24 protein-coding genes and 1 tRNA gene are annotated in these 23,844 nt (G+C 32.6%); 3 read left to right on the forward strand and 22 right to left on the reverse strand.

The window, feature by feature from the left end:
• Nucleotides 1-91: 91 nt before the first annotated feature.
• From PQF96_RS08750 to PQF96_RS08765, 4 genes are read right to left on the reverse strand one after another with little or no spacing between them, the layout of a single operon-like run.
• On the reverse strand, nucleotides 92-1,102 hold the full coding sequence (locus PQF96_RS08750; protein WP_271765773.1) for a 4-hydroxyproline epimerase: 1,011 nt from the start codon (nucleotides 1,100-1,102) through the stop codon (nucleotides 92-94).
• Entirely contained in the window at nucleotides 1,095-2,837 is a 1,743-nt protein-coding gene (locus PQF96_RS08755; RefSeq protein WP_271765774.1) for a DUF885 domain-containing protein, read from the reverse strand. The genes PQF96_RS08750 and PQF96_RS08755 overlap by 8 nt, the downstream gene beginning before the upstream one ends.
• 31 nt (nucleotides 2,838-2,868) lie before the next feature.
• Nucleotides 2,869-4,452 (reverse strand): aldehyde dehydrogenase (NADP(+)), encoded by a 1,584-nt coding sequence (locus PQF96_RS08760; protein ID WP_271765802.1) that lies wholly within the window; start codon nucleotides 4,450-4,452, stop codon nucleotides 2,869-2,871.
• 41 nt (nucleotides 4,453-4,493) lie between these two features.
• Nucleotides 4,494-5,411, reverse strand: coding sequence for a dihydrodipicolinate synthase family protein (locus PQF96_RS08765; RefSeq protein WP_271765775.1), 918 nt, complete (start codon nucleotides 5,409-5,411; stop codon nucleotides 4,494-4,496).
• 124 nt (nucleotides 5,412-5,535) lie between these two features.
• On the opposite strand from PQF96_RS08765, the gene PQF96_RS08770 reads away from it, so the two are divergent.
• Nucleotides 5,536-6,405, forward strand: coding sequence for an AraC family transcriptional regulator (locus PQF96_RS08770; protein ID WP_271765777.1), 870 nt, complete (start codon nucleotides 5,536-5,538; stop codon nucleotides 6,403-6,405).
• 6 nt (nucleotides 6,406-6,411) lie between these two features.
• Here the strand turns inward: PQF96_RS08770 and PQF96_RS08775 are convergent, their stop codons facing one another.
• From PQF96_RS08775 to PQF96_RS08840, 14 genes are all read right to left on the reverse strand, one after another.
• Nucleotides 6,412-7,326, reverse strand: coding sequence for an alpha/beta hydrolase (locus tag PQF96_RS08775; RefSeq protein ID WP_271765778.1), 915 nt, complete (start codon nucleotides 7,324-7,326; stop codon nucleotides 6,412-6,414).
• A 44-nt stretch (nucleotides 7,327-7,370) separates the two neighbouring features.
• On the reverse strand, nucleotides 7,371-9,140 hold the full coding sequence (locus tag PQF96_RS08780) for a MutS-related protein (RefSeq protein WP_271765779.1): 1,770 nt from the start codon (nucleotides 9,138-9,140) through the stop codon (nucleotides 7,371-7,373).
• A gap of 93 nt (nucleotides 9,141-9,233) precedes the next feature.
• On the reverse strand, nucleotides 9,234-9,590 hold the full coding sequence (locus PQF96_RS08785; protein ID WP_109434232.1) for an MmcQ/YjbR family DNA-binding protein: 357 nt from the start codon (nucleotides 9,588-9,590) through the stop codon (nucleotides 9,234-9,236).
• A 2-nt stretch (nucleotides 9,591-9,592) separates the two neighbouring features.
• On the reverse strand, nucleotides 9,593-10,000 hold the full coding sequence (locus PQF96_RS08790; RefSeq protein WP_109434231.1) for a GNAT family N-acetyltransferase: 408 nt from the start codon (nucleotides 9,998-10,000) through the stop codon (nucleotides 9,593-9,595).
• Between the two features lie 6 nt (nucleotides 10,001-10,006).
• Entirely contained in the window at nucleotides 10,007-10,624 is a 618-nt protein-coding gene (locus PQF96_RS08795; protein WP_109434230.1) for a DUF4230 domain-containing protein, read from the reverse strand.
• A gap of 1 nt (nucleotide 10,625) precedes the next feature.
• A complete protein-coding gene (locus PQF96_RS08800; protein WP_271765781.1) occupies nucleotides 10,626-10,982 on the reverse strand; it encodes a DUF4260 domain-containing protein in 357 nt (118 codons plus the stop codon).
• A 13-nt stretch (nucleotides 10,983-10,995) separates the two neighbouring features.
• A complete protein-coding gene (locus PQF96_RS08805) occupies nucleotides 10,996-11,742 on the reverse strand; it encodes a cyclase family protein (RefSeq protein WP_109434228.1) in 747 nt (248 codons plus the stop codon).
• Between the two features lie 83 nt (nucleotides 11,743-11,825).
• Nucleotides 11,826-12,962, reverse strand: coding sequence for a radical SAM family heme chaperone HemW (gene hemW / locus PQF96_RS08810; RefSeq protein WP_271765804.1), 1,137 nt, complete (start codon nucleotides 12,960-12,962; stop codon nucleotides 11,826-11,828).
• A 129-nt stretch (nucleotides 12,963-13,091) separates the two neighbouring features.
• Complete coding sequence (locus PQF96_RS08815) at nucleotides 13,092-13,661, reverse strand: hypothetical protein (protein WP_271765783.1); 570 nt, start codon at nucleotides 13,659-13,661, stop codon at nucleotides 13,092-13,094.
• A gap of 129 nt (nucleotides 13,662-13,790) precedes the next feature.
• Nucleotides 13,791-14,348 (reverse strand): crossover junction endodeoxyribonuclease RuvC, encoded by a 558-nt coding sequence (gene ruvC / locus PQF96_RS08820; protein ID WP_109434226.1) that lies wholly within the window; start codon nucleotides 14,346-14,348, stop codon nucleotides 13,791-13,793.
• 49 nt (nucleotides 14,349-14,397) lie between these two features.
• Nucleotides 14,398-14,877 (reverse strand): hypothetical protein, encoded by a 480-nt coding sequence (locus PQF96_RS08825; protein ID WP_271765784.1) that lies wholly within the window; start codon nucleotides 14,875-14,877, stop codon nucleotides 14,398-14,400.
• A gap of 145 nt (nucleotides 14,878-15,022) precedes the next feature.
• Complete coding sequence (locus PQF96_RS08830; protein WP_271765785.1) at nucleotides 15,023-16,756, reverse strand: M56 family metallopeptidase; 1,734 nt, start codon at nucleotides 16,754-16,756, stop codon at nucleotides 15,023-15,025.
• 41 nt (nucleotides 16,757-16,797) lie between these two features.
• Nucleotides 16,798-17,157, reverse strand: coding sequence for a BlaI/MecI/CopY family transcriptional regulator (locus tag PQF96_RS08835; protein WP_271765786.1), 360 nt, complete (start codon nucleotides 17,155-17,157; stop codon nucleotides 16,798-16,800).
• A gap of 113 nt (nucleotides 17,158-17,270) precedes the next feature.
• On the reverse strand, nucleotides 17,271-17,717 hold the full coding sequence (locus PQF96_RS08840) for a hypothetical protein (RefSeq protein WP_271765787.1): 447 nt from the start codon (nucleotides 17,715-17,717) through the stop codon (nucleotides 17,271-17,273).
• Between the two features lie 172 nt (nucleotides 17,718-17,889).
• On the opposite strand from PQF96_RS08840, the gene PQF96_RS08845 reads away from it, so the two are divergent.
• Nucleotides 17,890-18,390 carry a DUF456 domain-containing protein gene (locus tag PQF96_RS08845; RefSeq protein WP_109434220.1) on the forward strand — a complete coding sequence of 167 codons (501 nt, stop codon included), beginning with the start codon at nucleotides 17,890-17,892 and terminating at the stop codon, nucleotides 18,388-18,390.
• On the opposite strand, the gene PQF96_RS08850 is transcribed toward PQF96_RS08845, so the two are convergent.
• Nucleotides 18,382-19,113 (reverse strand): SIMPL domain-containing protein, encoded by a 732-nt coding sequence (locus PQF96_RS08850; protein ID WP_109434465.1) that lies wholly within the window; start codon nucleotides 19,111-19,113, stop codon nucleotides 18,382-18,384. The two genes, PQF96_RS08845 and PQF96_RS08850, sit on opposite strands and share 9 nt — an antisense overlap.
• Nucleotides 19,114-19,367: 254 nt before the next feature.
• Between PQF96_RS08850 and PQF96_RS08855 the strand changes: the two genes are divergently transcribed.
• Nucleotides 19,368-21,980 (forward strand): carbohydrate-binding protein, encoded by a 2,613-nt coding sequence (locus PQF96_RS08855; RefSeq protein WP_271765788.1) that lies wholly within the window; start codon nucleotides 19,368-19,370, stop codon nucleotides 21,978-21,980.
• 239 nt (nucleotides 21,981-22,219) lie between these two features.
• Here the strand turns inward: PQF96_RS08855 and PQF96_RS08860 are convergent.
• The 3 genes from PQF96_RS08860 to trxA form a co-directional block, all read right to left on the reverse strand.
• Nucleotides 22,220-22,293 (reverse strand) — tRNA-Asp (locus PQF96_RS08860).
• An 86-nt stretch (nucleotides 22,294-22,379) separates the two neighbouring features.
• Nucleotides 22,380-23,309, reverse strand: coding sequence for a DUF58 domain-containing protein (locus tag PQF96_RS08865; protein ID WP_109434218.1), 930 nt, complete (start codon nucleotides 23,307-23,309; stop codon nucleotides 22,380-22,382).
• 135 nt (nucleotides 23,310-23,444) lie between these two features.
• Nucleotides 23,445-23,762 carry a thioredoxin gene (gene trxA, locus PQF96_RS08870; protein ID WP_103865399.1) on the reverse strand — a complete coding sequence of 106 codons (318 nt, stop codon included), beginning with the start codon at nucleotides 23,760-23,762 and terminating at the stop codon, nucleotides 23,445-23,447.
• Nucleotides 23,763-23,844 lie beyond the last annotated feature (82 nt).

The following is a 23,844-nucleotide window of genomic DNA, read 5'->3' on the forward strand; positions in this document are numbered from 1 at the left end:
AATAATTTCACTTGATTTATTCTGTTATATTCTATTAATTTCATGCCTTCTTTTTACTTTATCAAATGATGTTTAAGGGTGCGAAGAAATTTTAAATAACCTGAAATCCATATGCATAAGGGTCATCTTCATCATCAATATAAATAATATTGTCACCATATATTTTTGCCCAACCCTGAATACTGGGAACAATAGCTTTTTTATTGTCTAGTGTTGTTTCTTCCTCGATACGTCCTGTAAATGTGCTTCCTATAAAACTTTCGTGAATGAATTCATCTCCTTTTTTCAACTTTCCTTTAGCATATAATTGTGCCATTCTAGCAGAGGTTCCTGTTCCACATGGAGATCGATCTATAGCCTTATTACCATAAAAGACGGCGTTTCTGCCAGACGAATCAGAATGAATAGGTTCTCCCGTCCAAAGGATATGACTTACATCTCTTATGGTCTCATTTTCTGGATGAATAAACGTATTAGGATATTTTTTGTTAACACGCTCCCTTATGATCTGGGAGTATTGAATCAATTTTCCTGCAGTATAATTTTGTAATCCGTTAAAATTCTTTTGAGGATCAATAATAGCATAATAGTTACCACCATAAGCTACATCAAAAGTTATCTCACCTAGCTCTGGACAATCAATGCTTAAATCTTCTGCAGCGAGATAAGATTTTACATTTTTTAGTTTTACCCAATCTACTTTTTTCCCTGTTTGTTGGTATTCGATTTCTACCAAACCTGCAGGGGCTTCCATTCTAATTTTGCCTGGTGTTTTTGGTTGTATCAAACCTCTTTCGATTGCAATTGTGATTGTTCCTATCGTGCCATGACCGCACATGGGAAGGCAACCAGAGGTTTCGATAAATAGAATAGCAAAATCATTCTGTAGATCATGTGGATCAAACAAAAAACTACCACTCATCATATCATGCCCTCTTGGTTCGAACATTAATCCAGTTCTAATCCAATCATATTCTCTTAGAAAATGTTGACGTTTTTCGCTCATTGTATTTCCTATAAGATTAGGATGCCCTGTAGTTACTACTCTTACTGGATTTCCACAAGTATGTGCATCAATACATTTAAAAGAAGTACTAGCCATTTTTTGTTCTTTGGATATAAGCAATAATTCTATTTTCTAAAATTGAAAGCGTAACCGTTCCTTGTTCTAGAATAACTTCATGAAATTCTCGTATGTCGAATTCACTACCTAATTCAGTTTCAGCTTTTTTTCTAAGTTCTCTTATTTTTAATTCTCCGATTTTATAAGATAAAGCTTGTCCGGGCCAAGAGATGTATCGATCTGTTTCTGTATGTATTTCGTGTAACGATAATGCAGTATTTGAAGCCATATAGTCTACTACTTGTTCGCGGGTCCAACCTTTTGCGTGAATTCCTGTATCGACAACCAATCGACAAGCTCTCCACATCTCATAGGTTAATTTACCAAAATGCTCATAAGGAGTAGTGTACATGCCCATTTCTTCTGCCAGAAATTCTGAATATAATCCCCAGCCTTCTCCATATGCAGATAAGTAGAGATCTTTTCTAAATTTTGGGATGCTATCTCCCAGTTCGTTATTAAGACTCCCCTGTAAATGATGTCCCGGGACAGCTTCATGAACAGTAAGAGAAGGTAATGTATATAGTGTTCTGCTTGGTAAATCATAGGTATTTACCCAATAATATCCAGGTTCTGAGCTATCTGCTTTTGTTCCTACATACCTTCCCGTTGTATATTTAGGTGCAATTGCATCGGGTACAGGAGCTACGCCATATGGTTTTCTGGGTAATGTTTTAAAAAACCTGGGTAACTGCTCATCTACTCGCTTTGCCATATCTCTGGCAATCATTAATAATTGTTCTGGAGTCTTAGCATAAAATTGCTCATCGGTACGAAGGAATTTTAAAAAGTCAGCAAAACTACCTTGAAATTCGAGGTCTTTTATAATTTGCTCCATTTGAGTTTTTATACGAGATACTTCTTTTAATCCAATATTATGAATATCATCTGCAGTATACTTGGTACTGGTGGTATAAAAGTTTATTTTATTTTGATAATATTCTTTTCCGTTTGGAGTTTGAGATACGCCAATTGTAGTTCTTGTATTGGGAAGATATTCGGTTTCGAAGAAGGCTTTAATTCTTTTAAATTGAGGGACAACATTATTTTTTATAGCCTCTTTTGCAGAAGTGATTACAGAATCTTTTTGAGTTTGTGATAATGTCTCTGGCAAATTTTTAAATGGAGAGTAGAAGAAACTATCTTCAATGTTATCAATAATATGGTTATTGTAAGTGGATTCATATCCTTCGAATATAATTCTTGGTTGCGAAACTCCTTTTTTGAGACCTTCTCTTAAATTTACAAAATGTTGATCTACAAATACAGGGATCGCATTAAGTTTACTTAGATATTCTTTTACCTGTTCATAGGTGGTTAATGGCTTAACCATATAGTTAAGATTACTATGAAAACCAGAATCTGATAGTAATGGATTTAAGTAATTTTCGAATTCATAATGATCTACTTTATTCTGTAAAACAAATTTTAAAAGATCAAAAGATATTCTATCAGTCTCTTTAAGTTGGTTTCTATCAACGGTAGAGAGTTCTAGTAGTTTTTTTTGTGCAAAATCTGCTTCGGTTTTGAAATATTCTTTGGTGAAGATGCCTAAAGGATATTCTTCTTTATCATAACTTTCTCTTTCATCAATTTCAGTGATAATAGCATGAAGTTGATCTGATGGATTTTTTTTGTCTTTCACCTCATTTTTTTCGGCGCACCCAAAATTTAAAAGTAAAATTGTAATGATGATAATTTTGGAAATTTTCATTTGATATTGATGTTAAATGTAGATTTTAAAATCAGATTTTACGTTGACTAGGGTTACCGTCAACAAGTCTTGAAATCCCTAAAGGATTTTCGTTTTTAAGTTCATCAGGTAATAAATGATTTGGCCAGCTCTGATAACTAAAAGGTCTTACCCAACGCTTTATAGAGTGAATGCCAACTGCTGTAAACCTACTGTCAGTAGATGCTGGATAAGGACCTCCATGTAGCATAGCGGGACATACTTCTACTCCAGTAGGAACGCCATTAAAGATGATTCTGCCAACTCGGTTTTGTAATGCTTCGATCACAGAGTTGTAGTGTACAGCTTCTTCTTTTTCTGCAAGAATAGTTCCTGTAAGCTGTCCTTCAAGATTCAAAATTATATGCTCTAATTCCTCAGTATCCTTGCATTGTACGATCATAGAAAAAGGTCCAAATACTTCTTGATGAAGTTTAGGGTTTTCTAAAAATGTTTTTCCTTCTACTTTTATTATCGTTTGTCTAGCATGATTGACTAATAAATCACCATTGTATTCTGCGGTTACATGTATACCATTTTGTTGTAAAACATTGGTTTTATTGTTCTCATAGTTGGCTATAATATTGGGGTGTAACATACATGAAGGTTCCATACTAATGATTTCATCAGAGAGTATATTGATAAAATTATTGAGAGCTTCTCCTTTTATGCTCAAAATCAAGCCCGGATTAGTGCAAAACTGACCAGTTCCTAATGTTATGGAATTAGCATAGATTTTAGCTAAAATTTCTCCTCTTTTTTTTGTTGCTTCAGGAAGCAAAATAACAGGATTGATACTTCCCATTTCAGCAAATACAGGTATGGGTTCTGGTCGTTGCGAAGCAAGATCAAATAATGCTCTACCTGCTCGAATACTTCCTGTAAAACCAACGGCTTTTACCTTGGGATGCTTTACCAATCGTACTCCTACCTCAATACCCGAGCTATTTAGATTAGAGAATATACCATTTGGCATTCCTGTTTTTTGAGCAGCGTTGTGAATTGCAGAAGCGACCAGTTCTCCTGTTGCGGCATGCATAGGATGTGATTTTACAATCACAGGACACCCCGCAGCAAATGCAGCAGCTGTATCTCCGCCAGCAGTAGAGTAAGCCAGCGGAAAGTTGCTAGCTCCAAAAACGACTATAGGTCCCAATGGCACTAACATTTTTCTAATATCTTGTTTAGGAATCGGAGCTCTATCGGGATCAGCAGTATCTATAGTAGCTTCTACCCAGGAACCCTCGGATACTAATTCTGCAAAAGTTCTTAGTTGCCCAACGGTTCTTCCGCGTTCTCCTTTTGCCCTTCCTTCAGGTAAGCCTGTCTCAGATATATAGGTTTGTATTAAAAGATCACCTAAAGCCAAAATCTCATCTGCAATAGCAGTTATAAATTCGGCCTTTTTTACTCCAGAAGTTTTTTTATATGTTTTAAATGCTTCAGCAGCTAATAAGACTGCTTTTTCTATCTCTTGATCAGAAGCTTCATAAAATATATGTTCGTTTTCAAGATTTAGTTTGGGATTATATGTTTTATAGGTTCTATTTCCTTCTGAGGAAAGCTGATTTCCGATATAGTTTTTTCCAGTTATCATAGTTGATGAGGTCATGGATTAATAATTAATTCGATAATACGTTAGTTCAATGATTTATAATCGGGTAATTCTGGTCTTGTTTTTAGTCCATTTTCAATGACTTTCAATACCGTTTTTCGTTCTTCTCCAACAAGTGGTAATCTAGGAGCACGAACATTTTCGGTACCGATTCCTGTAGCTACTTCTGCCAGTTTGATATTCTGTACTAATTTAGGGTTTATGTCTAACTCTAGCAAAGGTAAAAACCAACGATATATTGCTATTGCTTCTTTAATTTTTCCTGCTTTTTGAAGCTCATAAATAGCCACCGTTTCTGCAGGAAAAGCATCAACCAACCCTGCAACCCAGCCATCTGCACCCATCAATAAACTTTCGAGAGCTAATGTGTCTACCCCAGATAGGATTTTTAAACGATCTCCGAACCTATTTTTAATGCGGGTGACATTAGAAATATCTCGTGTAGATTCTTTTACTGCCTTAATGTTATCAAATGCCAATAATTCTTCAAACATATCCAGAGTCACTTCAATCTTATAATCTACTGGATTGTTGTATATCATAATTGGGAGGTGAGTACTTTTGGCTACTTCTTTAAAATAGATTACAGTTTCCCGGTCTCCAGCTTTATATCGCATAGGAGGGAGCATCATTAATCCACTCGCTCCATCTTCTTCTGCCTTTCTTGCAGCTTCAATCGCTCCTTTTGTAGTTTGCTCAGCAATATTTATGATTACCGGAACTTTGCTTTTTACAATATTAACCGTAGTTTTTACAAGGATTCTTTTTTCTTCGTCGCTCAATGTACTGGCTTCTCCTAAAGTTCCACCAAGTATGATACCATGAACACCAGCTTCTATTTGTGCATTAATATTCACCTCAAACATTTGTAAGTCCAGCGTATCTTGATCTGTAAATTTTGTTGTTACGGCGGGCATTACGCCTTTCCAGTCTATAGTCATAATGTATTTTTATTCAAAAGTATAATGAAACTAAGAGGAGATATCTTTTGAAATTACCCAAATATGATACTATATTACCTTATATTTTGTAATTTGATTGATAAATGGATATTATTGATCTAATATGACACAGGTATTACCTTTTAAAATTCCAAAGACTTCAACAGATACTCTTATCATTCAGGAAGATAGAGGGCTTAAGTTTTATGATACATTACACCAGCATGAGGAGATTCAGGTATCGTTTATTGTGTCAGGAGAAGGAAGTGTGATTGTGGGTGATACGATTACTAATTATCGTATTAATGATATTCTGGTTTTTGGAAGCCAGGTTCCTCATGTACTGAAAAGTATTTCATCTTCTGAAGAATCATATATGATTTCATTATTTTTCACCAAAGAATCTTTTGGGAGCGGGTTTTTTGAACTTTCTGAATTTAATGATTTGTTTACTTTTTTTGATAGCTTGTCATATGGGATTAGAGTACTTTCTGAAAAAGAAGAATTAAGAGAATTGTTTTTTACTATTAAAAAGAAGAAACATAGGCTGGATCGTTTTGTGATATTTTTGCAGATATTAAAGTTTTTTAGCCTAGCGAAAACTGAAACTATATCTTCATCGATTACCAGAAAAAACTACACAGATTATGAAGGAAAACGAATGGCTGATGTTTTTCAATTTGTCATGGAGAAATTTTATAGTGATATTAGCTTACAGGAAGTGTCTGATTTGGCAAATATGACACCTAATGCTTTTTGTCGTTATTTTAAACAACGAACGAATAAGACTTTTTTTCAGTTTTTGACCGAAGTGAGAATAACACACTCTTGCAGGATCTTATCAAAAGAACCAGATATATCTATTGCACAAGCATCGTATTCCAGCGGATTTAAAAATGTATCAAATTTCAATAGAAAATTTAAAAGGATTAAAGGAATTACACCTTCTCAATTTCGGAAAAATCTATATGATATTCGTGTTTTGAATGATTGAGATTTATCAATTCAAATTTTGTATCCAGTCATGAAGACGATCATTCCATGTTTGTAAATATCCACGCCCAATAGCTAAAGCAAATCCATGTCCTCCTTTGGGATAGATATGCATTTCTGAGTATACACCAGCATCTTTTAAACCTTGATAAAACAGGAGGCTGTTTTCAACAGGGACTGCTTTGTCATCGGTTGCATGAACAATAAAGGTAGGCGGTGTATTCTGAGTTACATGTAATTCATTTGAATAGAAATCGATTAACTCTTGTTTTGGAGAAGTGCCCAAAAGATTATCTCTAGATCCTTGGTGAGTATAAGGAAGTTTCATGGTGATTACTGGATACATTAACACCATAAAATTTGGTCTAGCACTAATTGAATCTATAGCATCTACTTGACTAGTTTTATTGTCAAAGTGAGTTCCCAAAGTCGAAGCAAGATGTCCACCTGCAGAAAACCCCATAATACCAATTTGTTCTGGAGATACATTCCATTTTTTTGCATGGTGCCTAACCAATCGAATTGCTCTTTGTGCATCTTGCAGAGGTGCTTCGTTAGCAATGATAATAGATTTGGATTGTGGTAATCGATATTTTAAAACAAATGCAGCAATTCCCTTAGAATTTAACCATTTTGCGATCTCGGTACCTTCCCAATCATATGCCAAAGAGCCATAACCTCCTCCTGGACAAATCACTATACCTTTTCCGGTAGTGTTGTTTTTGGACGGTAAATAAATTTCAAGTGTAGGTTTTTGTACATTTTTAATGCTAACTATGTTTTCATTTTTCCTGATCTCAACTTCATCAGTTTCTTTTTGATTTGGAATTTTTCCTTCCCATAATTCAACAATGTTTTCTTGACCAGAACATATTATTATAGTAAATAAAAAAAGGAGACAGAAGCAAAAACATGCTTTCATAGTTATTATGATTTGTTGTAATTAACTCATTTTTAATTGAAACATTAAACGATCCCCATTTTATTTAGTAAAAAAGAAGCATTCATATTCTGACAAATTCCATCTTTAAATTTATAATCAAAATAAAGTTCATCGTTGACAATTTGTGCATCAAAAAAGCGATTTTTCACTTGAGGTAATTCTGATGCTATTTCACAAAGGCTTAAATCATGAGTAGCAATAATCCCAGTGGCTTTAGCTTTTACTAATTTTTCTACGAATTTACGAGATCCCGCAGCTTTGTCTTTACTATTAGTGCCTTTTAGGATTTCGTCCAAAATGATAAAATACTCATCAGTTTCTAGGGCATCTACGATTTTTTTTAGTTGAGTAAGTTCTGAGAAGAAATATGAGGCATCATCGCTAAGAGAATCTGATGTACGCATACTACTAATAAGTTTAATAGGGCGATACTCGCAAGATGCTGCACAAATTGGTAAGCCTATATTTGACATCACAAGTTGTAATGCAACAGTACGTAAGAAGGTGCTTTTTCCTGCCATATTGGCTCCAGTGATGATAAAGAATTCTTCTTTATGAATGGTTATATCATTATCTATTCTTTTTTGAGTGTTAAGCATAGGGTGTCCCAAATCCTTAGCATCAAGTATAATATTGTCTGAGGTTATTTTTGGGTAAATATACTCTGGATGGTTAAACGCAAAATTCCCAAGAGAGTTATACCCATCAAAAAACGCAATTACTTCAAACCATTGAGAAACTTTATCATGGTTTTTGGCAATCCATTTTTCGATACGATAACTTTGTAAAATATCCCAAAGTATTAATCCATTAGCCAAGACACCAAACATCATATTGTTACGTTGATCAAAAGCATTAAGGATACTTGCAAATTGTTTTAGTGTATGTGAAGCTTTTTCTGTTTCACTAATGACTAGTTGTTTCTTTTCTTGTAATAGAGAAGCTTGAAAATCTGTGTTTTCAATTTTATCGACAAGTTTGTAATATTGTTCGAATGTGTCTTTTACTTTATTGGCATCACTATAGAGTTTATTGATTTTTTTGATTTGTGTTCCTGTTATTCCGAGTCCGATAAAAAACCATAATAAAAAGATATTAAAGGTGATTACCTCTGTAAATAGTAATATTAACATGATAATTGAAATCCCCGAAACAATAGCGGGAAGCACCCTCATAAGTTTAGGAACAAAAGAAGTATAGTGCTGAAGCCATTTTTGAATCGAAGAAACGGTAACTGTAACGTTCACTAGAGAAGCAATGGCACTGAATTCTTGCCGCCACTCGGGTAACTTAGATAAATTCTCTATAGCTTCCTGTTTTTTTTCAATATAATCTATCGAATTTGCAGTAAGTATCTTTGCCAATTTACTTTTTCCTGCCAAAGTGGTGGTACGATTGGCATATTGAAAGAAAGATTGTTTCCCAAACAAATCGATATCATGGCTATAAGGGTGGGTCGAATCAATAAAAGATGCTCCGTCATCAAGTAGACTTATATCACCTTCAAAAACATCAAGTTCTAGCTGATTAATATCAATCAACTGTTTTATTTTGTTTTTGGTATATGTAAGATTAGTATGTCTATTGACCAAAAATATAAAAGCAGTAATTCCTATAACAATACTAGCAATAATAATTTGAGTGTTGGGATAACCAAAATATACAGCTGCAACGAGAATCAAAAAAACAAACAATCGTATGGTACTGGAAACAGCTAGTTGTTTTTTTATTTTTTTGAGTGATATGGTATGTAGAGCAATTTGTTCTCTATAAAATTTGTGTGGATTATTCATATATTTTGAGGAGAACGTGAATATAATATAAAAGAAAGTATAGTTTCAAATACACTTCTTATTTATAAGCTTTTTGTTCTCTAGTGCTTTTAATTAAAGTTTTTCTAATTCTTGTTTTACCTTTCTAGTCAAGCCGCTTACTACTAAATCATAGGAGTGATCTATCAACTCGAGTATTATATTAGTAGCTAATCCTTCAGAAAAGTTAACAGTATTCCAATGTTTTTTACTCATATGGTACCCAGGAGTGATTTCAGGATGATATTCACGAAGTTCGATGGCACGTTCTGGGTCACATTTTAGATTAACACTAAACGGAATTCTTTCTAATCCGGTCAAAGCAAACATTTTGCCCATTACTTTAAAAACAAGTGTATTTTCATCAAATGGAAATTCTTCTGTAACTCCTTTTTTTGCAAGACAATATTCTCTGAATGCTTCTATATTCATTTTTAATTATTTACAAGTTTTCCCATAAGTTTAGAAGGGTCCTCAATAGCACTAAAACCAAACTTTTTATACAATGAATGTGCATCATGAGTAGCTAACATCCATCGTTTAATATTTTGTAAATCTGGATGATCCATTATGGCTTTCATCATTAGTTTTGCATATCCACTTCCTCTATGCTCTTCTGTAATAAATACATCCATCAAGTATCCAAAAACAGTATAATCGGTTAAGACTCTTGCAAAACCGATCTGTTTTTTATTAAGGTAAATGCCAAAATTCAAGCAGTTTTTCATGCTTATACTTACTTCTTCTTTGGTTCTACCTTCGGCCCAATATGAATGGGTTAAAAACTGATGAATAAAATCTATATCTAATTTTTCATTATCAGTAGAAATAACTATGCTCATTGTTCTCTATTCTAACTGTTTTGTATTGGGATTATTGTCATCTAGCTGTAAAGCAGAGTAATCTAATGTCCAGCCAATAGATTCGGCCAGAGTTTCCATAAGTGCAATTGCTGTTAACGCTTCTTTTCTTGCAGACTCCATGAGTCCACTTTGTGGAATTTTATCTTTAATAAATTGTTTAGCTTCTTTATTAAGATCAGTAAGATCAGAAGAGGTAAATGGGTTTAACCATCCTTCTTTTTTATCATAGTATTTAAAATCAGTCTCTATGGTCAATAGTTTTGGTTGTGGGAAATGAGTAAGAATTATCTTTTTGTTCTTGGTGTCGCTTTCTAATGAAACCTTTGACAGATCAAATCCAACATAAGCTTTGGCTTCAATAATAATCAATGCTTTTTTAGTTCCGGACAGGAGTTTAAAAAATTTATCTTTAACACTTTCATAATGGTATATTTCTGCAAAATCTCCTTCTACAGTAACAAGTTTACAAACGCTTTTGATTTTTTCCATAAGAACAGTAGATTGTGTTCGTACAGATGATTTTCTTTGTGCAGCACTAAATCGTGCAAAAATAAAATATGCTAAAATAGCACCTCCCAAAAGTCCAACAAATAATAATTCCATTCTAACTCTTTTTCCCTATTTCACCTAAGTGTGTAAATTTAAATCCTTTTTCATATTTTAAACCATAACCTAAAATTCTATCAAAAGCAGAATGAACAAAAAGAATGATTCCTGATAATTGAAGCGTTTCATTTGAGATAGAAATTCCTATACCATATATAATAATTGCTAGCCCTTTATGATGAAATATATTATAGCTCAAAGCACCAAATTTACTATTTATTACGTAACCTATCATCCCTATGTCGGGAACAAGAAATAAAGCTAAAAATAACCACCAGGAATAAGGAAGTAAACTAAATGCATAAATACCTAATCCAAACATTGCAATTTCTTCAAGCTGTATAGTAGTTTTCATTTGGATTTTAATTTTAAAGTATTTTATAAAGGATAGGTTTACTTGGAGAAGCATCGTTTTCGAACGATGCTATCTGAAGATTAAGTATATATAATCCATCAGAAATTATATCATTTACATAAATCATTTCTGTGATTGTAGCATGATAACGGGGAGCAGAGGGGTAGTTCCAAAATGCTTTATGCGCAAGTAATTTCCCATCATCCTTTTCTTTATCAACAGAGGGCAAATCAATAAGTAAATGTTCAATATTTAGTTTTGAAATATAAGCAGCTGCTTCTTTGGTGAGATAAGGCCAATTAGTATTCGAATATTGTCTGTTCTGTTTGTCTTTTACGTTAGGGATTGTTCTTATAATTAAGGCTTCAGAGGTGGATGAAGTAATCATATTTTTAATACAATCTTTTGTTATTACGTAATCCTCTTCTTGTTTTTTAGGGGTAACAGAAATAACTTCTGCTATATAAAAAAAGTGTTGTAGAGCCTGATTTATACTATGAAACTCTGTAGTGATATGGCCAACACATTCTGTATGGGTCCCATGGCTATGAGGGTTAAATGTGATCGTATTAAAATTAGTAGAAGCTCCTTTAGATACTTTTCCAATCCAATCACCATTTGTTACAGGTTCAATCTTTGGTTCATCAATATACCAGGCATTTACGTTTTCTTTAGAAGCTCTTAGTGGTATGGATATATCCAGAGGTTTAGAAAGATCAATTGTATAGGATGTTTTGTTGTGTTCAATTGTCGTAATCATATCATAGATTTCAGGCTATTTTGATATTGTACTGGGTTTCAATACAAGTATATTTTTCTTGAATAACCCCCATGGTTATTTATTTATCCTAAATTTAGTAAGAAAAGATCACTTGCGATGCCGTCACTTAAAAACTTTCCTTTTTTAGTAATCAATAAAGTATCATCATCTATAAATAGTAGGTGTTTGTCAATATGTTTTTGAGCTTGTTTCATAAGATACTCTTTATGTTTTTCACCAAACTCATGTTCTATTTTCTGTAATGACACTCCCCAAATGGTTCTCAAACCTGTCATTATGTATTCGTTATACCTATCAGTTTTACTTAAATCTTCAACTTCTCTGAGGATTTGTTGCTGCTGCAGGGCTTTAATATATTTTATATTGTTATTGATATTCCAGCTTCGTTGTTTTCCATTAAAAGAATGTGCAGATGGCCCAATACCTAAGTAGTTTTTCCCTATCCAGTATGCGGTGTTATTTTTACTGAAGTACCCGGGTTTTCCAAAATTAGAGAGTTCATAATGCACGAATCCTCGATTTTCTAATGTATCTACAAGAATTTCAAAATGTTCTTGTGCAAGATCATCACTTACAGGTTCTATTTTACCATTTTGAATTAGTTTTTTTAAAGCAGTTCTGGGCTCGACAGTAAGCGCATAACAAGAGATATGAGGTACTTTAAAGTCCATTGCCACTTGAATGTTCTGTTTCCATTGATCAATCGACATATTAGGGATGCCATAAATCAGATCAATCGAAATATTTTCAAAATACTGACTAGCCATTGCGAGGCATTCTTTTGCTTCATTTGCATTATGAGCTCGATTCATGAGCTGTAAATCTTCTTGAAAAAAAGACTGAATACCTATGCTTAAACGGTTTACATCACTACTAGATAGTAATTTTATCTTTTCTTCGGTTAGATCATCCGGGTTTGCTTCTACTGTTATTTCTGGATTTTGGATAACCGAATAATTCTTATAAATGACCTCTATAATGCGTGTGAGTTCTTCTATAGACAATACGGTAGGTGTACCTCCTCCAAAGTAAATAGTTTCGATATTTTCATTAGGATCAATTTCTGATTTCCGCAACAGTATTTCATCACATAGTGCGGTAATCATTTCATCTTTTTTTTTCATAGAAGTAGAAAAATGAAAATCACAATAGTGACAAGCTTGTTTGCAAAAAGGAATATGGATGTAAATACCGCTAATAACTTTAGGTTTTGGAATTACAAATTTTAAATATTTGAAGTCAAAAATCGTAATTAATTTGGTTATATTATATGATCTATTATAGTATTTTTCATATAAAGCTTCTTCTTAGACATTGTTGAGAACAGTTTAATCACAATCATCCCAACATTCTTGACAAGGTTGTTCTATTTTTGGAAATAAATTTTCACGATCACGATTTACATACTTGGCACCATCTTTAAAAATGAAATCATTTTTCCATAATCCGATTCCTTTTTTGTTATTAATGATGGTTAGTGAGAATAATCGTTCGTTTGATGTATTAGAACAATGAAAAATATAATTATTATTCTTTTTGGTGATCCTGATAATCGAATCAAAAGTAATATCATGGCCATGAGATATTCCTAGATCATAAGAATTAGCATTTTTACGAATAGTTATACTCAGGTTTTCAGAATCGCAAGGTTGAAAAATAACATCTTGGTTGTTGTACTGGGTTAATGCTATCCAATCTTTAGGAATTTCCTTAAGGAGTTCATATCCATTTTTTTCTTGTGTAATAACTTTATCGACTATTTTGTTTTCTTTTATTACGTTGCTATTCTGTTTGTTTTTTTGAGAACATCCGAGAAGAATAATAAGAAAACCACATACTAAGATTGACAGTTGTGAAATTTTTATAGGGTTTTTAATAAGGTTCTTTATATAATTCATGAGATTAATTCAATCATAATAATATAGTTTATTCCTGCGAAGAACAAATGTAAACATCTAACCTTTATTAAATTACCCTATTTTCAGTGATAAGAAAACTAATTGATGTATAGCTTTTATTATAAAAAATTATTTTTTTACTCTCTTTTCATTTTGCTTCACAAAAGCAGCCCAGCCAGTATAACTTTTTCCCACAATATCTGCTCGCCCCATATTATAGAAATGGCACACAGCAGCAGCTAGTCCGTCAGTAGAATCGAGGTTTTTTGGAAGTGTTTTTAGTTTTAGTAAACTCTGTAGCATTTTAGCTACTTGTTCTTTACTGGCATTTCCATTACCAGTAATAGCCATCTTAATTTTTTTTGGAGAATATTCTGTGATAGGTACTTCTCTGCTAAGCCCAGCTGCCATAGCCACTCCTTGAGCGCGTCCGAGTTTAAGCATAGATTGTACGTTTTTTCCAAAAAAAGGAGCTTCGATAGCAATTTCATCTGGATGATAAGTGTCTATAAGCTCTATTGTACGTTCAAAAATTAGCTTTAGTTTTAAATAATGATCATCATATTTGCCAAGTTGAAGTTCATTAAGTTGTAAAAAAGACATTTTCTTATTTCGTATTTTAATAAGTCCGAAACCCATAATTGTGGTTCCAGGGTCAATGCCTAATATAATTTTTTCGTTTTCCAATGAAATACAGAGTTTTTACAAAACTACGCAATTCAAAATAAGTATACTGCTAATCTATGTGTATTACAATAGGAAGTTTATAACGTGTTGTTACAGGGGTACTTCTCGTGTGTGCGGGTTCAACCTCTGGTAAAGAATCAATGCTTTGCTCTAGCCTGTTTTTAAGGTCTGGAATCTGAGCAATTGTAGTATCTGGTAATGTGAAATCTTCAAGTATGATTTTACCATCTTTGGTAATTAATAAAGGTACCCAAATAGTGTCATTAATTGTTCTTTTTACTGTGATAGGATATTTGGTAAGATAGTCATGTATGTGTTTGGTAATTGTATTTTGAAAACATGAATCTAACTCATCTTCTGCTTTTCCTTTACAAACAGAAAATAGAGGAGGTTGTTCTACTTCATTACGATTTAATTTATCCATTCCTTCTTTTACAATATCTTCTTTGTTCTCTTTTTTAAGAACAAAATTTTTACAAGAAAATAAAGTAAAAATCAATAGAATGATATGCCAATTTTTAGTACTCATTAATCCATAAACTATTTCGGATTGCCAAGCTACATATTTTTTTTTAGAGTGAGAAATGATCAAATTGTTAAAGCCGAAGTTGCATACTTCGGCTTATGGTTGAATACATTTTTGATCTATATTAGATTCTATTTATCTTTAAGTCTTAATGAATATGATCAGTATCGTTTAAATCAAGAGAGATATTGTAAGACGGAACATTATAGCCTTTATCGGTTTTAAAAACTGTAAAGTCAAGAATATCTTCACCAATTTCATTTGCTTTTTTATCTTTAAAGTAGGCGACACAAACTCCATCTACTGTTTTTTCGGCATAATCATAACCATATTTAATGTCGAGTTTATATTTACCTTCGGGTATATTTCTAATAGAATATGTTTTATCTCGTTTTATATAAACTGTTCTTATACTTTGCTCTGTTGCTAACGCAACAATTTGCACTATAACGTCAGCATTATCACCAGTGGTAACCCTTAGGTAATTATCTAGCTTTTTATCGTAAGAAGAATTTTGGTTGGGACATTTTGGTTCAGATTCTCCATTATTATTGTCATTAACATTTGTGTTTGGTTCTTGAGAAGCTTCATTAGGTACTTCTGATTCTTTTTTTGTTAAATTAATGGATAGGTTATATGATGGTATATTTACTCCTTTTTCGGTTTGTGTAACATTAAAATCGAGAATGTTTTCGCCTATTTCTGTTGATATTTCATTTTTAAAATAGCCTTTACATACTCCATCTACAGTCTTTTCTGCGTAGTCTTCGCCATATGAAAGATATAATTTGTATTTCCCTTCAGGTATGTTTCGAACAAAAAAGGTTTGATTCTTAAAAAAGTGAATCGTTCTTATTTTTTCTGAAGATGCTGTAGAAATAATATCAAGAATAGCTTCAGAGTTTTTTCCATTCCTTACTCTTAAATAATTGTCAAGGTTTTTATTATATGAAGACTGTTGATTGGGACATTGAGGTTCATGACTTATAGATAAGTTTGAATAATCAGAACTTTCATTATTTTTAGAATTTTCAACGGCTTTGGTTGATTGATCTGATTCTTCACTACAAGCGGTGTACGTCAAAATTCCTATAACTAAAGGTATTAACAGTAGGTATTTAAATTTGGCGATAGTTTTGGATTTGGATTTTTGTAACATAAGTATTCTTTTTTTGATTAGGGATTGATTAAAAAATTGATTTACAAATGTGATTTCCTGAGTTTGGAAAGCTACATTTAATAATTGTTCGATGTAATTTCTTTTATCTACTGCTTTGATTACTGCTGCGTCAGCTATATATTCATGCAATACGGTTATTCTTGATTGAAATACATAAATGAGAGGATTCCACCAGAATAGGACTCTTAAAAACTCAAAGAAAATCTGATCGATAGAATGTTTTTGTTCAATATGCACGATTTCATGCAATAAGATTTGTTTTTTTTCTTCAGCATTTAAGGCATCGCCCAAATAAATAGTATTCCAAAAAGAAAATGCCTGGCTACTATTGGGTAGGATAGCTATTTTTTTTTTGCTAAATGTTGTTTTGACAGCAACAGATTTTAAAATTTTAAGCTTATAGAGTTTAAATAGGAGTAATAATAAACTTATTCCTGCACCAATGCAATAAGCCACTAGCCACCAATTTATTGGGTTTTGATTGATTTCTGTAGCGCTAAAAGAAGCAAAACTTTCAGAAGAAATGGTAATTACACTTTCTACTTGAGAGGCATAGATTTGTGATGTTGTTGTTTTAAAGGACTCTATCTTTACAAATGGTAAGATAAAAGATAATGTTGGAGTGATAATTAAGTATAATCTGTTCCAGTTAAAAAATGTATCTTTTTTATGAAGTAGATCATAAATTACTAAAAACAGCATCTGAAAAATCAGTATTTGGAGGATATAATGGAGCATGATGATTATTTTTCGTTGTTTAATTCTTTTAAGATCTTCTCGAGATCTTTGATGTCCATATCATTCTTTTTTACAAAAAAAGAAACCATATTTCTGAAAGATCCATTAAAATAGTTGTTCATCAACTTATTTAGAGATTGATTGCTATATTCTTCTTTTTTGACTAAAGGAAAATAAATATATCCTTTACCTTCTTTGCGATGGGATACAAATTCTTTATTCTCCAAAATTCTAATAATAGTAGAGATTGTATTGTATGCAGGTTTGGGGTTAGGCATTTTATCTATAATAGAGGCCACATTGGCTTCTTCTAATTGCCATAACCATTGCATAATTTCTTCTTCTGCTTTTGTAAGTTGTTTCATTTTAACTAAAGATCTAGTTGAATGAAACAAATGTAACTAATTTTTTAGTTATAACTAATTTTTTAGTTAAAAAAAATCAAAAAGTACTCTTAACAAGAGATAGATATATCAAATCAGTCGTTACCTGTTAGTCTTTTTTGTGGTAAATCAATTTTGGGTGCTTCAGCATTAAAAGTAATGAGTAATGTGAAAATGTCTTCAAAAATCTGTTCTTTAGAAACTTCTTTTGGTATTGGGATCAAATTTGGGAACGATTGTAATGTTCTTATAGCTTCTAGTTCTAGTTGCATAGCAGATCCTTTTGCCTGAATGTCTATGATTTTACCTTTCTGGTCTACTTTAAATCGAGTATAAATTCTATTAAGACCAGGTTTAGTGTAAGATAATACGCTAGGGATGTCGTAATTAGTATCTACAAATGCTTTGATTTCATTAGTGATACAATTCTTTATGAGACGTTGATTTGTTTCGCTTTTGCATTTTATAGTAGTAAAATTACTTTGCGAAAAAGAAATAGTGGACATCATTAACGCGATGGATAATACTAAAAAAGATTGCATAATTTAGGGGGTAGTTTTATATCAATTAAATGTTGATTATAATTTTCAGAAACAAAATAATTAAATAAAAATGTATTTAAAGCTATACTAGGTAAATTAAAAGCATGAGTGTAGAGTTAAATCATATTAGCGTAACAAATCAGAAACATTATCGTCATATAAGCAAAAGAATATGGATATAGCATTAATCATAATTGGTCTTTTATTTTGTCTTTTAGGGATAATAGGAAGTTTTCTACCTGTGTTACCAGGGCCATTTACTTCATGGATAGGATTGTTGATTATTCATTTTACTGATGTTATTCCACAAAACTGGACATTTTTAGGAATTACTTTGGCCATATCCCTTGTTGTATGGGTGCTGGATTATATTGTTCCTGCTTTAGGTACAAAAAAGTTTGGGGGTACAAAATATGGGATGATTGGCAGCTCTCTGGGGCTTATTGTCGGAATTATATTTATGGGACCATTTGGCATCATTGTAGGTCCTTTTGCAGGAGCTTTTATAGGAGAATTTATACGAGATAGTAGTGAGTCTTCAAAGGCGCTTAAAGCAGCTTTTGGCTCTTTTATTGGTTTTCTGGCAGGTACTTTTCTTAAGTTTATTGTATCTGTTGGTTTTTTGATATTTTATTTTATTAAAGTATGGGAAAATTGGGGAGCACTATTTTAGAGTATATGTTAATTTTGTAGTGATAGAAGCAGTTTTTTCTCTAGACGAAGTGTTTAATGCACCTCCCCAAGAATGATCTTCTCCAGAATGCCTTCCGGTTATTTGAAAAATCCCCATTTTAGCAACCGTTAATTCATCTAGTTCTGATCCTGAGTTCACAGCTATTTTCTCAGCTCTTAATTTAGCGTTTTCTGTTGCTTTTGATATCATTTCAATTTTTAGTTCTGCAAGTTTTGTATAATAGTATCGAGGTTTTTTTGAATAAAACTGCACTCCTTTATTAAGTAGTTCTGTAATTTCTCTTGATATTTTTTCGATCTTTTCTACTTCATTTGAGCTTATCATTATGGTTTGAGAGAGTTCATAACCAATAAAATTTTCTCCTATGTATGTTCCGGTAGCAGAGTAGTTGGATTGTGTTTTACGATCTGTTATCACGGCATTAAAAACCGCTGTAGTAGCGTCGATTCCATGAGTTGCTAAGTAATCCATTACTACTTTCTTATCTTTCTTAAGATCAATATAAGCTTGCTGTAAATCAGTATTTGATTTAGTAAACTCTCCTTCCCATACAATCAGGTCTGAAGTAAAATTTGTAACTCCATGTCCAGTCACCGCAATTGTTCGTTCTGGTTTATTTCGATTCATGTATGCGTTTCCTAGAACAATGGACGAAATAACAATAGCTGTTGAAAATACGATAGAACTAATATTGGTTTTCATTTCTTTGATTTTATATGAGTCTAAGATATTGATAAAAAACATATTAGAATCCCCTGAATTCTGGGGTATTTGAATTTAAATGATTAGTTGCAAGGCTTAATGTGTTTTAGAATTTAACTTAATAGAAGCTATTTTAAATTAAAAAATCCCTCCTGATTTACTATTGCTTTTTATTTATGTTCTATATCTAATCAATTATCAAACATAAAAACTTATTTAATACGTTTATTCTTAAAACTAAACTCTTTTAAACCATGAAACACAAAACATTTATTAGTACTATGATCGTATTATTCTGTGTTAACTTAAGTATAGCACAAGTAATTGAATCACACCGACAAGCCGCCAATGCATTATGGGAGGCCTATGGGAGAAATCCAAGTAATCCCTCACAAATGCCCAATGCAGTGCCGCTCAATGTGAACTCTAATATAGATCAAATAGTAATTGATCCTACTTTTGGTAACCTAGAAACAGCGCTAAAAACTCTTCTGGATAATAATGGTGGAATTCTTCGTTTCAATAATACTGCTCCAGCCACTATTAATTTTAACAATGTTATTCATCTTAATCCGTCATATCAAAATAGAGATAAAGTAAGAACAATTATAATTCAAGGAAAGAATATCACATTTGATGGTCAAAACAATACTAGTCTTTTTTTGATTAGGGGTAGTGTTAAATTAGTAATTCAAGATGCAAAGTTGACAAATGCCAACTTTAAAGGAGTCTCTCAAGCAAATCTTAAGAGTATCTTTCGTTCTGGTGGTGGTGCGATAGAAGTAGCACAAGCCGGATCATTTTTTGCATCTTTAAGAGTAAGAAACTGCCAATTTATTAACAATAAGGTATCACATTTTAAAGGTATAGGTGAAAACCAAAACGGTGCAGCAATTAGAATTAATAACAAAAGTACTGCAGAGGTATTTCGTTGTAGTTTCAAAAACAACCAGGCAGTTACAGGAGGAGCCATAGGAGCAACTTCAATTGAAAGACTTACTATTATCAATAGTTCTTTTGACTCTAATTTATCTAATGGATATAAATCGACTACTGGTTATATGGATGTAGTAGAGGGTGCTGGTGCTTTACGAGTGGATAGAACAACAAAACCTCTTGAAATCTATGGAACTAGTTTTACCAGAAATTCTGCAAATGTAAAAGTATCAGTAATGGAAGTATTTATAGCTCCGGTTTTTGGGTCTTCACCAGGCTATCCTACCAATGAACCAGCTCTAGTTATTGATAATTGTGAGTTTAAAGACAATATATATAATAATTATGCAGGTGTAAGTAACTTTCAAAGAGCTTTTTTTGCAGGATGTGTTGTTTTTCATGGGGATAGTGCTAAAATGAAGTTAACCAACTCTGTATTTGATAATAATGAAGTAGGACAAGCCAATGTTAGATTAATTAATAATTTTGAATTTAGTAACTGTACTTTTGCAAACACTAAATTTCTCAATGTTGTAGATGCACCACAACAAGGAGCTGTTTTTTTACAAAAAATACCAGAATCAGGGTCATTTAATAACTGTACTTTTTATAAAAATGAACCTAGAAATGGAACTTTTGCCAATGATATCATGTTTTGGCAGAGCACAGTGCCTTCAAGAGTTACACTAAACAACTCTATATTTTATCGTACCAATACAAGCACAAATATTAAGCAGGTAAAAGCTCCTTTAATGGGGAGTGGTAATAATCAATTTATCCCAGAAGCTAATATGTCAGCGTTTGCTGAAGTTACTACTACAACTTCAAATAAAACTAATCCTAATATTATTGCTAATAACATAGTAGATATGTGTTTAGGTGCTAATTCACTACCTGCTAATATTGGTGGTCTTAATGATTGCACGGGAGTACCGTCCCCACCGCCTACACCAACAGGTATTGTAATTCCGGGAGTTATTCAAGTAGAAAATTATGTAGTTAAAAATGGAGATGTAAAAACTGAAAACACTCCTGGAGGAGGACAAAATCTTGGGTTTATAAAAAATAATAATTATACTGAATATAATATCAATGTTGCTGAAACAGGAGCGTATAAGCTAGATATTTTTACTTCTTCAAACGGAGTCGGGGGTAATGTTGTGGTTTCAGTCGGAGGAACAAATTTAGCAACACTAGCAGTACCTGTAAATAATGCATGGCATACTTATAATACCCCGGTGACTGCAAATTTAGATTTGGTTGCAGGGGTTCAGAAAATTCGTTTTACGTATACAGGATCAGCGGGGTTCTTGTTTAATTTTGATCGTGCAGAATTTAATATAAATACTACTACACCATCTACATTAGATTGTAGCAATGCACCTACCGGATTAAAAGTAACTAACACAACTGCAAATTCGATTACATTTTCTTTTGATAATTCGAGTACTGATACCAGGAGATTTGAACTAAGAGCATTTCCGCAAGGTGTTTTTGCCGGAAATATAAACTCTGGAGCAGTTAGTTATGCTGCGGCCGAAGCTGGAAACTCTTCTGTTACTATTAGAGGGTTGCAATCAGGAACGAACTATGATTTTGTATTTAGAGCTTTATGTTCTGGGGGCAACCCGGGAGCTAGTTCGGTTGCTCCTGTAGTTATGGCTTCTACAAGCGGAGTATCAACTAAGCATGGAAATGAGGAAGAATTAAGGATTGCTGTATATACAAACCCTACCAGAGGAAGTGATTTAGAGCTACATGGAGATGTTGAAAATGTAATGTATATATTATATAATTTATCAGGTCAAATCGTTAAAAAAGGTGTTTTAACTACTTCGGTAATTTCTACCCAAGGTTTTCCAAAGGGAATCTATATACTTGAGTTAAATAAAGGAACAAAAAGAAAAGTTCTTAAAACCTTAATGCAATAATTTTTAAACTGGATCAAGCCTAAAATTGTGCTTATATAATTTTTAGGCTTGATTTAATTAGTCTTTTAGTGTGCATTATAAACTTTGCTTAGGTAGCAATTAAAAAAAGCCTCTCCAAGTTTATATGGAAAAGCTTCTCATCGGTTTACTACGAAACCACTCACGCTTAGCGTGAGACAACACAACATTTTTAATTGCCAAAAAAAGCTTCAATGTTAATTGAAGCTTTTGCAATTTTGCGGTCTGGACGGGACTCGAACCCGCGACCCCCTGCGTGACAGGCAGGTATTCTAACCAACTGAACTACCAGACCAAGGCCTTATTGCGGATGCAAATATACACCTCATTTTAATACCCGCAAATATTTTTTTTGTTTTTTTTGCAATTATATTTTTTTGTTTAAGCAAATTTCTGTCTTTCAACAAAATAGGTGGTTAATATTTTGTCAAAATCTTTAGTGGTATCTGCTTCAACATACTTAATGCCGTACTGAGCACATTTCATTTTCAAATCATAAAAATAAGATGACACTTCTTTTCGATAATTATCTTTGATATTGTCTGCATATAAATTGATGAAATCACCAGTTTCTACATCCACAAAGCGGGTAGGTCGATTACTAAAATCAAAGTTTAATTCTTTTTCACTATCAAAAGTATGAAATAGGATAACCTCATGCTTATTGTATTTAAGATGCCTGAGTGCTTCAAATAACTTTTCTGGGTTAGATGAAGCTTGTAACATATCGGTAAATAAAAATAGTAATGATCTCCTATGTATTTTTTCGGCTATTAAATGTAAAAATTTAAAAGTATCTGTGTTTTTATTATTCGATTGATGAAGTATGGTTTTGTTTAACGTGTTAAGTAACATCTGATGATGTCTTTCACTACCTTTTTCTGGAGCGTAATAATCATATTCGTCGCTGTAGATACTTAAACCTATAGCATCACGTTGTTTTTTAAGAATATTCATCAAACAAGCCGTAGCAAGAACTGAAAAACTGATTTTATTCAAAGATCCTAAATGATGTTCTTTTACAGCAGGATAATGCATTGAAGAAGAGTTGTCAATGATGATATGACATCTAAGGTTTGTTTCTTCTTCATATCGCTTGGTAAACAGTTTATCAGTTTTGGCAAAAAGTTTCCAATCAATATGTTTTGTGCTTTCACCATTATTATACACTTTGTGTTCTGCAAATTCTGCAGAAAAACCATGAAAGGGACTTTTGTGCATGCCAGAGATAAAGCCTTCTACAACTTGTTTTGCAAGTAGTTCCAGGTTAGTAAACCCACCGGTTTTGTTGATCTCTTTTTGTATATCCATGATGTAATCTTTTGTATGAAAGATGAGGGGCTATGTCAATTGATTGATGTCAACAATATACGTATTACAAAATAGTATTCATAAAAAAAGGTTTGATCATTGACCAAACCTTTTTTTATATCTAATTGAATTCTCTTACAAAAGTGAATCCAGTGCTTCTGCATATACATTTTTAGGAGAAACTCCTACTTGACGACCTACTACTTCTCCATTTTGGAAAACTAAAACAGTTGGAATGTTTCTTACTCCATACTTGGCTGCAAATTCTTGATTAGCATCAACATCAACTTTTCCTACAACGGCCTTGCCATCATATTCATCGCTAATTTGTTCAATGATTGGGCCTACCATTCTACAAGGACCACACCATGCTGCCCAAAAATCAACTAATACAGGTTTATCACTTTTAAGTACTACTTCATCAAAAGTAGCATCGGTTATTTCTAGTGCCATAGTTATTTATTGTTTAAAAAATTCTTACTTATTTTTAATGTTCACAAAATTAGTCAATTATTCTGCCAAAGCTTACACACGT

Source organism: Aquimarina algiphila, assembly GCF_947494415.1.
GTDB lineage: Bacteria > Bacteroidota > Bacteroidia > Flavobacteriales > Flavobacteriaceae > Aquimarina > Aquimarina algiphila.